15 protein-coding genes are annotated in these 14,509 nt (G+C 39.0%); 12 read left to right on the top strand and 3 right to left on the bottom strand.

The features are described from left to right. Nucleotides 1–14: 14 nt before the first annotated feature. From AB3H90_RS12700 to deoD, 10 genes are all read left to right on the top strand, one after another. Nucleotides 15–1,316 (top strand): pyrimidine-nucleoside phosphorylase, encoded by a 1,302-nt coding sequence (locus AB3H90_RS12700; protein ID WP_034697695.1) that lies wholly within the window; start codon nt 15–17, stop codon nt 1,314–1,316. A gap of 14 nt (nt 1,317–1,330) precedes the next feature. Beyond that, the gene (gene deoC / locus AB3H90_RS12705; RefSeq protein ID WP_368016829.1) at nt 1,331–1,993 is read left to right on the top strand and encodes a deoxyribose-phosphate aldolase; all 663 of its coding nucleotides are present in this window, start codon (nt 1,331–1,333) and stop codon (nt 1,991–1,993) included. Nucleotides 1,994–2,010: 17 nt separating this feature from the next. Next, entirely contained in the window at nt 2,011–2,409 is a 399-nt protein-coding gene (locus AB3H90_RS12710) for a cytidine deaminase (protein ID WP_010720472.1), read from the top strand. A gap of 73 nt (nt 2,410–2,482) precedes the next feature. Beyond that, nucleotides 2,483–3,565, top strand: a complete 1,083-nt coding sequence (locus AB3H90_RS12715; RefSeq protein ID WP_010720471.1) for a BMP family protein — start codon at nt 2,483–2,485, stop codon at nt 3,563–3,565. A 500-nt stretch (nt 3,566–4,065) separates the two neighbouring features. Continuing rightward, nucleotides 4,066–5,628: an ABC transporter ATP-binding protein gene (locus AB3H90_RS12720; RefSeq protein WP_010720470.1), complete on the top strand. Its 1,563-nt coding sequence runs from the start codon at nt 4,066–4,068 to the stop codon at nt 5,626–5,628. Beyond that, on the top strand, nt 5,621–6,754 hold the full coding sequence (locus AB3H90_RS12725) for an ABC transporter permease (protein WP_368016830.1): 1,134 nt from the start codon (nt 5,621–5,623) through the stop codon (nt 6,752–6,754). The genes AB3H90_RS12720 and AB3H90_RS12725 overlap by 8 nt, the downstream gene beginning before the upstream one ends. Further along, nucleotides 6,754–7,710 (top strand): ABC transporter permease, encoded by a 957-nt coding sequence (locus AB3H90_RS12730; protein WP_094940657.1) that lies wholly within the window; start codon nt 6,754–6,756, stop codon nt 7,708–7,710. Before AB3H90_RS12725 ends, AB3H90_RS12730 begins: the two co-directional genes overlap by 1 nt. A gap of 97 nt (nt 7,711–7,807) precedes the next feature. Next, on the top strand, nt 7,808–8,974 hold the full coding sequence (deoB, locus tag AB3H90_RS12735; protein WP_010720467.1) for a phosphopentomutase: 1,167 nt from the start codon (nt 7,808–7,810) through the stop codon (nt 8,972–8,974). A gap of 212 nt (nt 8,975–9,186) precedes the next feature. After that, nucleotides 9,187–10,005 carry a purine-nucleoside phosphorylase gene (locus tag AB3H90_RS12740; RefSeq protein WP_053766559.1) on the top strand — a complete coding sequence of 273 codons (819 nt, stop codon included), beginning with the start codon at nt 9,187–9,189 and terminating at the stop codon, nt 10,003–10,005. A gap of 21 nt (nt 10,006–10,026) precedes the next feature. Continuing rightward, on the top strand, nt 10,027–10,734 hold the full coding sequence (gene deoD, locus AB3H90_RS12745) for a purine-nucleoside phosphorylase (protein WP_368016831.1): 708 nt from the start codon (nt 10,027–10,029) through the stop codon (nt 10,732–10,734). 54 nt (nt 10,735–10,788) lie between these two features. Here deoD and gpmA read toward each other — a convergent pair whose 3' ends face one another. From gpmA to rpiA, 3 genes are all read right to left on the bottom strand, one after another. Continuing rightward, a complete protein-coding gene (gene gpmA / locus AB3H90_RS12750; protein WP_010720464.1) occupies nt 10,789–11,475 on the bottom strand; it encodes a 2,3-diphosphoglycerate-dependent phosphoglycerate mutase in 687 nt (228 codons plus the stop codon). Between the two features lie 308 nt (nt 11,476–11,783). After that, nucleotides 11,784–12,365, bottom strand: a complete 582-nt coding sequence (locus AB3H90_RS12755; protein WP_010720463.1) for a recombinase family protein — start codon at nt 12,363–12,365, stop codon at nt 11,784–11,786. A gap of 137 nt (nt 12,366–12,502) precedes the next feature. Beyond that, on the bottom strand, nt 12,503–13,186 hold the full coding sequence (gene rpiA, locus AB3H90_RS12760; protein WP_368016832.1) for a ribose-5-phosphate isomerase RpiA: 684 nt from the start codon (nt 13,184–13,186) through the stop codon (nt 12,503–12,505). A 308-nt stretch (nt 13,187–13,494) separates the two neighbouring features. On the opposite strand from rpiA, the gene rpsL reads away from it, so the two are divergent. After that, on the top strand, nt 13,495–13,908 hold the full coding sequence (gene rpsL / locus AB3H90_RS12765) for a 30S ribosomal protein S12 (protein ID WP_002294318.1): 414 nt from the start codon (nt 13,495–13,497) through the stop codon (nt 13,906–13,908). A gap of 91 nt (nt 13,909–13,999) precedes the next feature. Next, entirely contained in the window at nt 14,000–14,470 is a 471-nt protein-coding gene (gene rpsG / locus AB3H90_RS12770; RefSeq protein ID WP_010720461.1) for a 30S ribosomal protein S7, read from the top strand. The last annotated feature ends 39 nt before the right edge of the window (nt 14,471–14,509 follow it).

A 14,509-nucleotide genomic window follows, 5' to 3' on the forward strand; every position in this document is an offset into this window, starting at 1 on the left:
AGGAGGATCAAGCAATGCGAATGGTGGATCTGATTGAAAAAAAGCGAGACGGAAATGAATTATCGACAAAAGAAATCGAGTATATTATTACAAAATACACGAATGGTGAAATTCCAGATTATCAAATCAGCGCATTGTTGATGGCGATCTTTTATCAAGATATGACCGATAGAGAAATCACGGATTTAACACTTGCCATTGCCCACTCAGGAGATGTCATTGATTTAAGTCCTTTAGATGGGATCAAAGTGGATAAACACTCTACAGGTGGTGTGGGAGATACGACAACGTTGATCTTAGCGCCTTTAGTCGCAAGTGTGGGTGTTACAGTTGCCAAAATGTCTGGTAGAGGTTTGGGGTATACAGGTGGTACGCTGGATAAACTAGAAGCAATTCCTGGATTTCAAATCGAGCTTTCTGATGAAGCGTTTATCCGAATTGTCAATGAGAGTAAAGTGGCTGTTATTGGACAATCAGGAAATCTTGCACCAGCAGATAAAAAACTTTATGCTTTGCGGGATGTGACTGCGACAGTGGATTCGATTCCTTTGATTGCCAGTTCGATCATGAGTAAGAAAATTGCCGCAGGAGCAGATGCGATCGTTTTAGACGTGACAACAGGTGACGGCGCCTTTATGAAGAATATTGAAGATGCTAGACGTTTAGCAAAAACAATGACTAGTATTGGAAAATTAGCTCATCGTCAGACAGTAGCCGTAATTTCTGATATGTCTGAACCTCTTGGTGAAGCAATTGGTAATAGTCTTGAAGTTGTGGAAGCAATTGAAACGTTAAACGGCAATGGACCAGAAGACTTGCTGGAAATGTGTTATGCATTAGGGAGTCAGATGGTGGTCTTAGCCAATCAAGCAGCAACAATCGAAGAAGCTAGAAGTTTACTGCAAGAAGCACTAGAATCTGGCAAAGCCTTAGACAAATTTAAGGAAATGATCCGTAATCAAGGTGGAGATGACTCTATCGTAGACCAACCAGAACGATTACTGACAGCTAAGTATGTTGTTGAGTTGCCAGCCAAATCGAGTGGTATTGTCTCAAAACTCGTTGCGAATGAGTTGGGGATTGCAGCTATGATGTTAGGTGCAGGACGCAAAACTAAAGAAGATGATATTGATCACGCAGTTGGTCTTAAATTAAATAAAAAAATTGGTGATCCTGTAAAAGAGGGAGAATCATTGTTGACAATCTACAGTAATACAAAAGAGATTTCTTCTGTTCAAGAATTGCTCTATCAAAATATCCAAATTAGTGACTCGGCTGAAAAGCCTACATTGATACATGATATCATCACCGAGTAAAAGGAGAGAAAAAAATGGAATTGAACCGAATGATCGATCACACCATCTTAAAAGCAGATGCTTCTCAAGAAGACGTCATGCGAATTATTGAAGAAGCAAAGAAATACCATTTCTATTCTGTTTGTATCAACCCAACATGGGTCGCACTAGCAAAAGAACAATTAAAAGGCGAACCAGTGGCAGTATGTACAGTAATTGGCTTTCCTTTAGGAGCTAATACTGCTGAAACTAAGGCTTTTGAAACTACAAATGCGATTGAAAATGGCGCAGATGAAGTGGATATGGTCATCAATATTGGGGCAATGAAGTCTCAACAGTTTGATAAAGTCCAAAAAGATATTGAAGCAGTGGTTGCAGCGGCCAAAGATCGTGCTTTAGTCAAAGTCATCATCGAAACAGCTTTATTAAATCATGAGGAAATTGTAAAAGCTTGTGAGTTGGCAAAAGCTGCTGGGGCAGACTTTGTTAAAACTTCTACAGGATTTTCAACTGGAGGAGCAAAAGTCGAAGATATTCGTTTAATGCGTGAAACCGTTGGACCTGAAATGGGTGTGAAAGCATCTGGTGGTATCCATAACGAAGCTGAAGCTTTGGCAATGATTGAAGCTGGTGCGACAAGAATTGGCACCAGTGCAGGAGTTTCGATTATGTCAGGATCTACTGGCGAAGGCTATTAAGTAGTAAGGGGAAGCTTATGACAGAAGTGAAGCAAGAATGGATCAACATTGCAGTAGAAGCATTGGATAAAGCATATGTACCATATTCACATTTTCCAGTAGGCGCATGTTTAGTCACTGAATCTGGAAAAACGTATCAAGGAGTCAACATCGAAAATGCCTCGTTTGGTTTAACCAATTGTGCGGAGCGCACGGCTTTTTTCAAAGCTGTTTCTGAAGGAGAAAAAGAGTTTACTCATTTAGTAGTGGCTGGTCATACGCCAGAGCCAATTTCTCCTTGTGGTGCTTGTCGTCAAGTAATGGCTGAGTTTTGTGTACCAGACATGCCGGTAACTTTAGTAGGGGATAACGGTGTGACTAAGGCAATGACGGTTAAAGAACTATTACCTTACGCCTTTACAGAAAAAGATCTATAGAATTATCACTCATGTTCATTCAGTCAGCTGACTGTTGAAAAATAAAACAATTATTTTAGGGGGCTTTACAGAAATGAAAAAAGCAAAATTATTTGGTTTAAGTGCTGTAGCGTTATCTGCTGGGTTATTATTGGGCGCATGTGGCAGCGGATCAGATTCAACTGATTCAACCGGTGGAAACAGCGGTTCAAAAACAGCAACTGCAGCATTGATCACAGATACGGGCGGTGTTGATGACCGTTCATTCAACCAGTCAGCTTGGGAAGGACTACAAGCTTGGGGGAAAGATCATGATCTATCACGTGGGAATGATGGGTTCCAATATTTCCAATCAGCAAATGAATCAGATTATATCCCTAATATTGACCAAGCTTTGAATGCAGGTTTTAAAACAATCTTTGGTATTGGTTATAAATTGAAGCCAGCTATTGAAGAGCAAGCTGCATCAAATCCTGAAACAAACTTTGCTATTATTGATGACGTTATCGACGGCAAAGACAACGTGGTTTCAGCAACATTTAAAGATAACGAAGCTTCTTATCTTGCTGGGATTGCCGCAGCTTACACAACTGAAACAAACACTGTTGGTTTCATTGGTGGGGTAAAAGGTGAAGTAATCGATCGTTTTGACGCAGGATTCAAAGCTGGTGTAGATGCTGGTGCAAAAGCTTTAAACAAAGAAATTAAAGTCTTGAATCAATATGCAGGAGACTTCTCAGCGCCAGATAAAGGACGTTCAATTGCTCAAGGAATGTATGCACAAAATGCAGATATCATTTTCCACGCATCTGGTGGTACTGGTAACGGTGTATTCCAAGAAGCGAAATCATTAAACGAATCAGGCGACAAAAAAGTTTGGGTTATCGGGGTTGACCGTGACCAATCGGACGAAGGCGAATACACTTTAAACGGTGAAAAGAAAAACTTTACTTTGACATCAACTCTAAAAGGTGTAGGAACTGTTGTTGAAGACTTAGCTCAAAAATCAGCTGACGGTGATTTCCCTGGTGGAGAACATACCGTTTACGGATTGAAAGAAGACGGCGTTGGTATCACAAAAGGTCAACTTTCAGAAAAAGCAGAAAAAGCTGTGAATGAAGCAAAAGAAAAAATCATCTCAGGAGATATCAAAGTACCAGAAACTCCTGAAAAATAATCAAACGAATTTCTATAGCCTTGTTGGACAATTGTTTGACAAGGCTATGGTTTAGTAAATAACTAACGATTGTTTCTTTATCAAGATGTTGCTGAAAAGCTATTGAGATTTCCTTCCTTAATGCTCAGGTCAAAGCGCTCTTTTCACAGCCTCTTACTAAACGGCGTTCAAGAAGCAGCTCCTCAACAATAAGCGATGATTTTTAAAAATATGAGAAGCTATTTTAAAAAATCCTCTCTTATTTGCTCGGAGCTAAACGCTTCTTTCACAGCCTCTTGATAAACGGCGTTCAAAGAGCTGACCTTCGGCATTAAGTCAAAAAATCTCAAAACATGAAAAGCTGTTTCGAGATTTTCTTCCTTAATGCTCAGGTCAAAACGCTCTTTTCACAGCCTCTTGATAAGGGAATAATCCCCTGAAGTTTTTGCTTCAATTTGAGATTTTATGAAAAATCTTTGTTAATCGTTGCCTAGATAGAAATCGTTAGGATGTGAAAAATTGTGGTTCAAGAAAATATTGTCATCGAAATGCGGAATATCACCAAACAGTTTGGTACGTTCAAAGCAAATGACAACATCAACTTGCAAGTGAAAGCAGGAGAGATCCACGCTTTACTTGGAGAAAATGGTGCCGGAAAATCAACCTTGATGAATGTGCTCTCAGGCCTTTTAGAGCCAACATCAGGTGAAATACTGATGCATGGGAAAGAAGTGAAAATTACAAGTCCGACAAAAGCGAACCAGCTAGGTATCGGAATGGTCCATCAGCACTTTATGCTTGTGGATGCATTTACTGTTACTGAAAATATTGTTTTGGGAAGTGAGCCAAGTCGAGCAGGGGTACTTGATCGTCGCCAAGCACGTGAAGAAATCCAAAAGCTTTCTGAACAATATGGTTTATCGGTCAATCCTGATGCGTATGTCCGAGATATCTCTGTTGGAATGGAACAACGGGTAGAAATTTTAAAAACACTTTATCGTGGGGCAGATGTCTTGATTTTTGACGAACCTACAGCGGTATTAACGCCACAAGAGATTGACGAACTGATTGTAATCATGAAAGAGTTGGTCAAAGAAGGAAAATCGATCATTTTGATCACCCATAAGTTAGATGAGATTAAAGCTGTAGCAGATCGTTGTACCGTTATCCGTCGTGGTAAAGGGATTGGTACAGTAAATGTAAAAGATGTCTCTTCACAACAATTGGCAGATATGATGGTTGGACGTACGGTTTCATTTAAGACAATGAAGAAAGAAAGTCAGCCTCAAGAAGTTGTGTTATCGATTGAAAATCTAGTGGTTAAAGAAAACCGAGGATTGGACGCAGTCAAAGACCTAAGTTTAGAAGTACGAGCAGGAGAAGTTTTAGGAATTGCTGGTATTGATGGTAACGGGCAGTCAGAATTGATCCAGGCGTTAACCGGTTTACGTAAAGCAGAAAGTGGAACGATTCGCTTAAAAGATGAAGATATCACGAATAAAAAGCCAAGAAAAATTACGGAGGCTGGTGTAGGACATGTGCCCGAAGACCGTCATAAGTATGGCTTAGTGCTAGATATGACGTTAGCGGAGAACATTGCTTTACAAAATTATTACCAAAAACCTTACAGTAGAAATGGCTTATTGAATTATTCGTTGATCAATGAACATGCACGAGAATTAATCGAAGAGTATGATGTTCGAACAACGAATGAACTTGTGCCAGCGAAAGCATTATCAGGTGGGAATCAACAAAAAGCAATTATTGCTCGGGAAATCGATCGTGATCCTGACTTGTTGATCGTTGCTAATCCGACACGTGGGCTAGATGTTGGAGCAATCGAGTTTATTCATAAACGTTTGATTGAACAAAGAGACAAATACAAAGCGGTCTTATTGATTAGTTTTGAATTAGAAGAAATTTTGAATGTTTCTGATCGTATTGCGGTACTCCACGAAGGAAAAATCGTGGGAATCGTTGATCCAAAAGAAACTTCTGAAAATGAACTAGGATTACTTATGGCGGGCTATTCTTTAGAAGAAGCAAGAAAAGAGTTAGAAAAGGTTGGTGGCGCACATGAATGATCGCAATGAAAAGATACGTAATCTCCTAGTTCCTATTTTTTCGGTAATTCTAGGTTTAGTTTTAGGTGCTATCTTGATGGCAGCTTTTGGTTATAACCCAGGCCAAGGTTATTCTTCAATGTTAAATGCGTCCCTTGGTTCTCAAAGAAGTATTGGTGAAACATTACGGCAAGCAACACCGTTGATTTTTACTGCATTAGGTTTTTCTGTTGCGAACTCAGCAGGATTCTTCAATATCGGGCTTTCGGGACAAGCACTCTGTGGTTGGATCGTTAGTGTGTGGGTAGCACTTGCCTTTCCTGATCTGCCAAAAGTCATTTTATTACCGACTTGTGTGATTTTAGGTGCTTTGGCAGGAGCCTTGGCTGCGGCTATCCCAGGGGTGTTAAGAGCCTTTTTCGGTACAAGTGAAGTAATCGTCACTATTATGATGAACTATATTTTACTTTATTTAAGTACTTTTGCTTTACATGACATCATGCCAGATACGTATCGTTCAAGCTTAGATTCTTCAAATTTGATTGGGCAAAATGCTTCTCTTAGATTACTTTGGCTGACACAAATGTTTGGCGGTTCTCGTGTAAATGCTGGTTTGTTTTTAGCATTGATTGCACTGGTTGTTGTTTGGCTATTGATGAAGAAAACGACGTTAGGCTTTGAAATTCGTTCGGTAGGTCTAAATCCTTTTGCTTCTGAGTATGCTGGAATGAGTAGTAAACGTACGATCGTCTTTTCCATGATGATTTCAGGCGCTTTAGCAGGACTTGGTGGAGTAGTCGAAGGATTAGGAACGTATCAAAACTTTTTCGTCCAAACAACTTCATTAGCCATCGGATTTGACGGAATGGCTGTGTCACTGTTAGGTTCTGGTTCAGCGATTGGAATTTTACTTTCAGCACTCTTGTTCAGTATCTTGAAAATCGGTGGTTTGGGGATGCAAACAGGTGCCGGTATACCATTTGAAATCGTAAATGTATCGATTGCATTGATTATTTTCTTTGTTGGGATCAACTTCTTGATTCGTTTCATTATGGCGAAATTCTTCCAAGGTAAAAAACAAGAAGCGATCGTGGAGACTGTTGAATCGAAACCAACAAATCAGAGTCAAGAAGGAGGAGAATTATAATGTCAACAACTGAGTTAATTGCTTTAATCCTCACTTCAACGTTGGTTTATTCAACACCATTAATTCTTACATCTTTAGGTGGAACTTTTTCTGAACGAAGTGGGATTGTCAATGTAGGTTTAGAAGGCATCATGGTTATGGGTGCTTTCAGTGCGGTAGTATTTAATCTAACCATGAGTCCTACCTTAGGAGACATGACACCATGGATTGCTATTTTAGTCGGTGGGATAGTTGGTGTGTTATTCTCTTTATTACATGCAGTAGCAACTATTAGTTTACGTGCAGACCATATCATCAGCGGGACAGTTATCAACTTGATGGCACCAGCTTTGGGTGTATTTTTGATCAAAACATGGTATGGAAAAGGACAAACTGATAATATTTCAGTTAACTTAGGATATTTCTCATTTCCTGGATTATCAAAAATCCCTGTGATTGGACCAATTTTCTTTAAAAATACATTTTTACCAGCTTATTGTGCCATTTTAATTGCGATTCTTGCTTGGTTTATTATCTTTAAGACAAAGTTTGGACTTCGCTTACGCTCAGTGGGTGAAAATCCTCAAGCAGCGGATACATTGGGAATCAATGTTTACGCGATGCGTTATTCTGGGGTATTGATCTCTGGTTTACTTGGCGGAATGGGTGGCGCAGTATTCGCTCAATCGATTTCAGGGAATTTCTCTGCCGGAACGATCGTAGGTCAAGGGTTTATCTCAATGGCTGCTATGATCTTCGGTAAATGGAATCCACTAGGGGCAATGGGCGCTTCTTTATTCTTTGGCTTTGCGCAAAGTTTAAGTATCATCGGGGCTCAATTACCAGTGATTTCTTCGATACCGCCAGTATTGCTGCAGATTGCACCTTACCTATTAACCGTTATTGTGTTAGTAGCGTTCTTAGGAAAAGCATCTGGACCTAAAGCGAACGGTAAAAATTATATAAAATCAAAATAAACTTTTAGTGAATAAAAAGGGTGGGTTACGGGAAATGTTTTTTCGACTCGCCCTTTTTGATTTAATAGCAATAATAAAAAAGAAAGAAGGAATAATCATGTTTAAACGCGTACATTTGATTGTCATGGATTCAGTAGGAATCGGTGAAGCGCCAGATGCTGAAAAATTTGGTGATAAAGGTTCAGATACACTAGGGCATATCGCAAAAGAAGCTGGTTTGACAATTCCTCATTTGGAACAGTTAGGATTGGGAACGATTCGCCCATTAGAAGGTGTCGAAGCGGTTAAAAACCACCAAGGCTATGCCACTAAATTGGAGGAAGTATCTGTAGGAAAAGATACAATGACCGGTCACTGGGAAATCATGGGTCTGAACATCAAGACACCATTTCGAGTATTTCCTAACGGTTTCCCTGATGAATTACTCAAACAAATCGAAGACTTCTCAGGACGCAAAATTGTTTGCAATCAACCATATAGTGGAACCGCTGTTATAGATGACTATGGTGAACATCAAATGAAAACTGGTGATTTGATCGTCTATACGTCCGCAGATCCAGTTCTACAAATTGCTGCGCATGAAGAAATTATTCCTTTAGAAGAACTTTATCGGATTTGTCAGTTCGTTCGTGACATTACTAAAGACGACCCATACATGATTGGTCGAATTATTGCGCGACCTTACGTTGGAGAACCTGGTAATTTTACTCGTACGAGCAACCGACATGATTACGCATTGGATCCATTCGGGCATACGGTTTTAGATTCATTAAAAGAAGCAGGAAAAGACGTTATCGCTGTTGGAAAAATCAACGATATCTTCAACGGTCAAGGGATTACAGAGTTCGTCCGTACGAAAAGCAACATGGATGGCGTTGACCAATTATTAAATGTGATGAAAAAAGAGTTTACAGGGATCAGTTTTACTAATTTAGTTGATTTTGATGCATTATTTGGACATCGTCGGGATGTTGTGGGTTATGCCCACGCAATTGAAGATTTTGATTTACGTATTCCCGAAATATTAGAGGCAATGGCAGAGGACGACTTACTGATGATTACTGCTGATCATGGAAACGATCCAACATTCCCTGGAACAGATCATACACGTGAATATGTACCATTATTAGTTTTCAGCAAAAAAATGCAAGGACAAGGAAGCTTGCCACAAGGCTACTATTCAGATATCGCAGCAACGATTGCTGAAAACTTCGATGTTCCTGCTACCGAAAACGGCGAAAGTTTCTTAAAACTTTTGAAATAGGAATGACAGACCGCGTTTGAAAATTTGACCTGAAAAAGCGTAACTAAGATAGGTCAATCATTTTGTTCAAAGAGCCATCTTGCTTTAACAGTATCAATCAAGAGGTGAAAAAGCCTTGTTAATCAGGCATACCTGTTTTTTTAGCTAGTCGAACGACAGGGCTTCTAACCTCTTGACTTCTGTAGAAAAAAATAGTTAATAGGAGAAAGTAAATGACCCAATTAAGCGAAATGTTACAAGAAACGACTCAATTTATTCTAGAAAAAGGCGTAAAAGAAATTGATTTTGGTTTGATCTTAGGTTCAGGTTTAGGAGAGTTAGCGGAAGAAATCGAGGAAGCAATCGTGATTCCTTATGACCAAATCCCATTTTTCCCAACATCAACAGTTGTCGGCCATGCTGGTCAATTAGTCTATGGTACCTTGTCTGGTAAAAAAGTTCTGGCAATGCAAGGACGATTCCATTTTTATGAAGGTCATTCAATGCAAACTGTCACTTATCCTGTGCGGGTAATGGCAGCATTAAAAGCTCATTCGGTGATTGTCACGAATGCATGTGGTGGGGTAAATGAATCATTTGTTCCTGGCGATTTGATGTTGATTACTGATCATATCAACTTCACAGGTCAAAACCCATTGATTGGTCCTAACGAAGATGAGATCGGTCCACGCTTCCCTGATATGAGTGAAGCGTATACCTTAACTTACCGTGAAGTAGCCAAAGAGGCTGCGAGCCAATTAGATTTGACTCTTAAAGAAGGGGTATATATGGGCTATTCTGGACCAACATATGAAACACCTGCAGAGATTCGGATGTCACGTACGATGGGAGCAGATGCAGTCGGAATGTCCACTGTGCCAGAAGTGATCGTTGCAGCACATAGCGGATTGAAAGTTCTCGGCATTTCATGTATCACTAATTTAGCAGCAGGCATGCAAGCGAACCTTAACCATGAAGAAGTGGTGGAAACAACGCAACGTGTCAAACAATCATTTAAGGCATTGATTAAAGAAGTATTAGTATTACTATAACTGAATCAAGGAGAGTGTCAGATGAGCGTACACATTGAAGCAAAACAAGGAGAGATCGCTGATAAAATACTACTTCCAGGCGATCCTTTACGAGCAAAATATATTGCTGAAACATTTTTAGAAGATCCAGTATGTTACAACCAAGTTCGTGGGATGTTAGGTTTTACTGGAACCTACAAAGGCGAACGTGTTTCGGTACAAGGAACGGGGATGGGGATGCCGTCAGCGACGATCTATGCCCATGAATTGATTCATTCATACGGTGTGAAAAAATTGATACGAGTGGGTACATGTGGTGCATTATCTAAAGATGTCCATGTTCGTGATCTTGTTTTAGCTCAAGGAGCAGCTACTAGTTCTTCGATGATCGAGAAAAATTTCCAAGCCTTTCATTTTCCGCCGATCAGTGATTTTAATTTATTGTTGAAGGCGTATGAAATTTCAAAAGACAAAGGATTTATCACACATGTAGGAAATGTTCTCTCGGAAGATTCATTTTATAAAGATGATTCAACAGAAACGTTTAAATTAGCTGAATTAGGTGTGCTAGGTGTGGAAATGGAAGCAGCTGCTTTATACTATTTGGGAGCAAAATATCATGTCCAAACATTAGCAATCATGACAGTGAGTGACCATTTGCTTACCGGAGAAGAAACAACTGCAGAAGAACGACAAACGACATTTAACGAAATGATCGAAGTCGGATTAGAAACAGCAATCGCAGATTAATAAAAGAAGTGAGCGAGTGATTCAATTGAATCGCTTGCCCACTTTTTTTATTTATTATAAATAGTATTTTTTAGCAACTGTCAAGTCATCGTTTAATTCATAAACAAGTGGTTGACCAGTTGGAATTTCAAGATCCATGATATCTTCATCAGAAATTCCTTCGATGTGTTTTGCTAAAGCACGTAGAGAGTTACCATGTGCAGCTACTAAAACAGTTTTGTTGTCTAGTAAAGCTGGAGCAATTTCGTCTTGCCAGAATGGTAAAGCACGTTCTAAAGTAACTTTCAAGTTTTCGCCACCAGGAATATCGCGTTTGTCTAACATTGCATAACGACGATCGTTTGCAGCAGAACCTTCGTCACTTTCGTCCATCAATGGAGGAAGAGTGTCGTATGAACGACGCCAAATGTGTACTTGGTCATCTCCATATTTTTCAGCTGTTTCTTTTTTGTTCAATCCTTGTAATTTACCATAATGACGTTCGTTTAAGCGCCATGATTTGATTTGAGGAACCCAAAGTTGATCTGAGTGTTCTAAAATCAAATTACATGTTTTGATGGCACGAGTTAAAACTGAAGTGTAAGCAACATCAAATTCAATTCCAGCTTCTTTGATTTTGCGTCCGCCTTCTTTGGCTTCTTCGATTCCTTCTGGTGCTAAGTTTACGTCAGCCCAACCAGTAAATTGGTTTAATGCATTCCATTCACTAAGACCATGACGAGAAAAAACTAATTTTGGCATGTTTAGCTCTCCTTTAAAATAGGTTATATTTCTGAAAATTTCAGTTCTGCTTTATTGTACAATTTTTTTGACTAGATTTCCATTGAAAAATGAAGTTAATGAAAGGGAAAATCAGAAGATAGACAGATAAAAAAACAAAAATAATTCTTACAGTGACAGATAAACAGAGGTAGGTGGATCAATGGCTGCACTGTCATTGATCCACCTACCTATTCATTATATACAGTTGATTCGTCTTTAGCAGACAGTCTGCGTTTGTTGCGCCAATCCATTTTTAAATGAAAGAATATCAAGATGTAGGCAGTCGTTTAAGATAATTGCTGAATCTCTTTTTCTGGAAGATTGATATATTTATAACAGGTTCCGACTGATACACCACATTTAGTAGAAATTAATTGGATCGTTTCTTTTTTTTCATAATAAAGCCGACGAATTTTTTTAATTGTTTTTGGATCGATTTTTGGACGACCCCCGATTTTACCTTTTTTACGTGCTTCATCTAACCCAACAAGTGTCCGTTCCTTGATTAAAGAGCACTCCATAATGGCTAATCCTTCCATTAGTTGAAAATAGATTTTCCCCATCGGTGTACGCGTATCGATCTCTTCTTGGATACTAACTAGGTGTAAGCCACGATCTTTGAATAATTGTGTGAGTTCTGTTAGCTGACGAGTGGACTTCCCTAGACGATGAAGTTGACAGATAACTAAAGTATCGCCTTGTCGCATTTCCTTGATTACTTTTTCTAAACAAATATTATTAGACACCGCATCTTTAGACTTGTATGTCTCGTGAAAAATCTCCTGACAACCAAAATTAGAGAGTTGCTCCACTTGTGTTGTAAGATCAACATCATTTATGGTTGTGCGTGCATAACCAATAATCTTCATGGTGATTCCTTTCTAGCAATGATTTTCTGTCTATAGATAACAGTAAAAATGTAGCATAAAGTCCATTGAAAAGATAGTTTTTTTATGTTTTTAAAATGAACTATTTTTGCTAATTTTTATAACTAATATCAGGGTTGTTATTTTTGATGAGGTGAGTCGATAATTGATACGCCTTGTGCGGAGCCGACGACGACTTTTGAAACCATATTTAAAAACAGTCCATGTTCAACGACACCAACCAGTTGATCAAGGTACGTTGCTAAAGCTTCAGGGTCATTGATCACTTCTAAATGTAAGTCAATAATGTAATGACCACTGTCTGTTTTGACTATCTGACCTGTTTCGGTTTGACGTAAAACAGGTTGGTAACCTTTCTCATCAAAGATCCGCATCAATTGTTGAGCGCCATAAGGAATCACTTCTACTGGAAGAGGGAACTGCCCAAGTTGCTCCACTAATTTTGATTCATCAACGATCCAAATGACTTGTTTTGAATACGTAGCAACAATTTTTTCAAAAAGTAATGCTGCGCCACCACCTTTAATTCCTTGAAATGCTTTACTGATTTCATCAGCACCATCGATCGTGAGATCAACTACGGGTACTTCATCAATACTCTTAAGAGGGATACCTAATTTTTCTGCTTGTTCTTTAGTGGCATTCGATGTAGTGACACCAGTGATATTTAATCCTTCTTCACGCATTTTTCTACCGATTTCTTCTACCATATAATAGGCTGTAGAACCGGTACCCAAACCAACGATCATTCCGTCCTTCACAAATTTAGCTGCTTCAATTCCAGCTGCTTGTTTCAAATTCATCTGTTGTTCCCACCTTTTCTTTCGTCTCTATTCATAGCTATTTTATATTGAATGATTGGAAAAAGATAGCGTCCTTTTTTTAATTTCAAATGGCTAAAAAAAATACATAACACTGGTTGACAGAGTACTTTATTCATGATATCCTAATCAAGGTGCTTTATCTACAGGTCTCTGGTAAAGAGACGTGCTGACTGTTTATCAAAGCATATTTGATAAAGATGCAGAATTGCATTTATTTTTTATCGCAAAAAAAGAACCACCTGGATGTGTGGAACTAGACGCGAATCGTGGGAAGGAGGAAACAAGGAATGCCTACAATTAACCAATTAGTACGTAAACCTCGTAAATCAAAGGTGGAAAAATCTAATTCACCTGCTTTGAACAAAGGATATAACAGCTTTAAGAAAACTCAAACAAACGTGAACTCTCCTCAAAAACGTGGGGTAGCAACACGTGTGGGTACAATGACACCTAAAAAACCGAACTCAGCTTTACGTAAATATGCTCGTGTTCGTTTGTCAAACTTAATTGAAGTTACTGCTTATATCCCAGGGATTGGTCACAACTTACAAGAACATAGCGTAGTATTACTACGTGGTGGACGTGTAAAAGACTTACCAGGGGTACGTTACCATATCGTTCGTGGTGCACTTGATACAGCTGGTGTAAACGACCGTAAACAAAGCCGTTCTAAATACGGTACTAAAAAACCTAAAGCTTAATTTTAATTATTAAACAAATGAAACTTGTTCTTACTATGTTAAGAGAGTAAGGCAATTACTATGAAGAATATTTCGGAAGGAGGAGTTACGGATGCCACGTAAAGGTCCTGTTGCAAAACGTGATGTTTTACCAGATCCTATTTATAACTCAAAATTAGTAACTCGCTTGATCAACCGTGTAATGGTTGACGGAAAACGCGGTGTTGCAGCTAGTATTATTTATAACGCCTTTGATTTGATTAAAGAATCTACAGGTAATGATCCATTAGAAGTGTTTGAACAAGCTATGAAAAATGTTATGCCTGTTCTTGAAGTTAAAGCACGTCGTGTTGGGGGTTCAAACTATCAAGTACCAGTTGAAGTTCGCCCTGAACGTCGTACAACTTTAGCTCTTCGTTGGGTAGTAAACTACGCTCGCTTGCGCGGTGAACACACAATGGAAGAACGCTTAGCAAAAGAAATCATGGATGCTGCAAACAACACTGGTGCTTCTGTTAAAAAACGTGAAGACACTCATAAAATGGCTGATGCCAACCGTGCATTTGCTCATTATCGTTGGTAAGATCCTCTCTGCCTGTTGGGTTAAACGACAGCAGAAAGT

The sequence above is a fragment of the Enterococcus sp. C63 genome (assembly GCF_040887215.1).
Lineage (GTDB): Bacteria > Bacillota > Bacilli > Lactobacillales > Enterococcaceae > Enterococcus_B > Enterococcus_B hirae.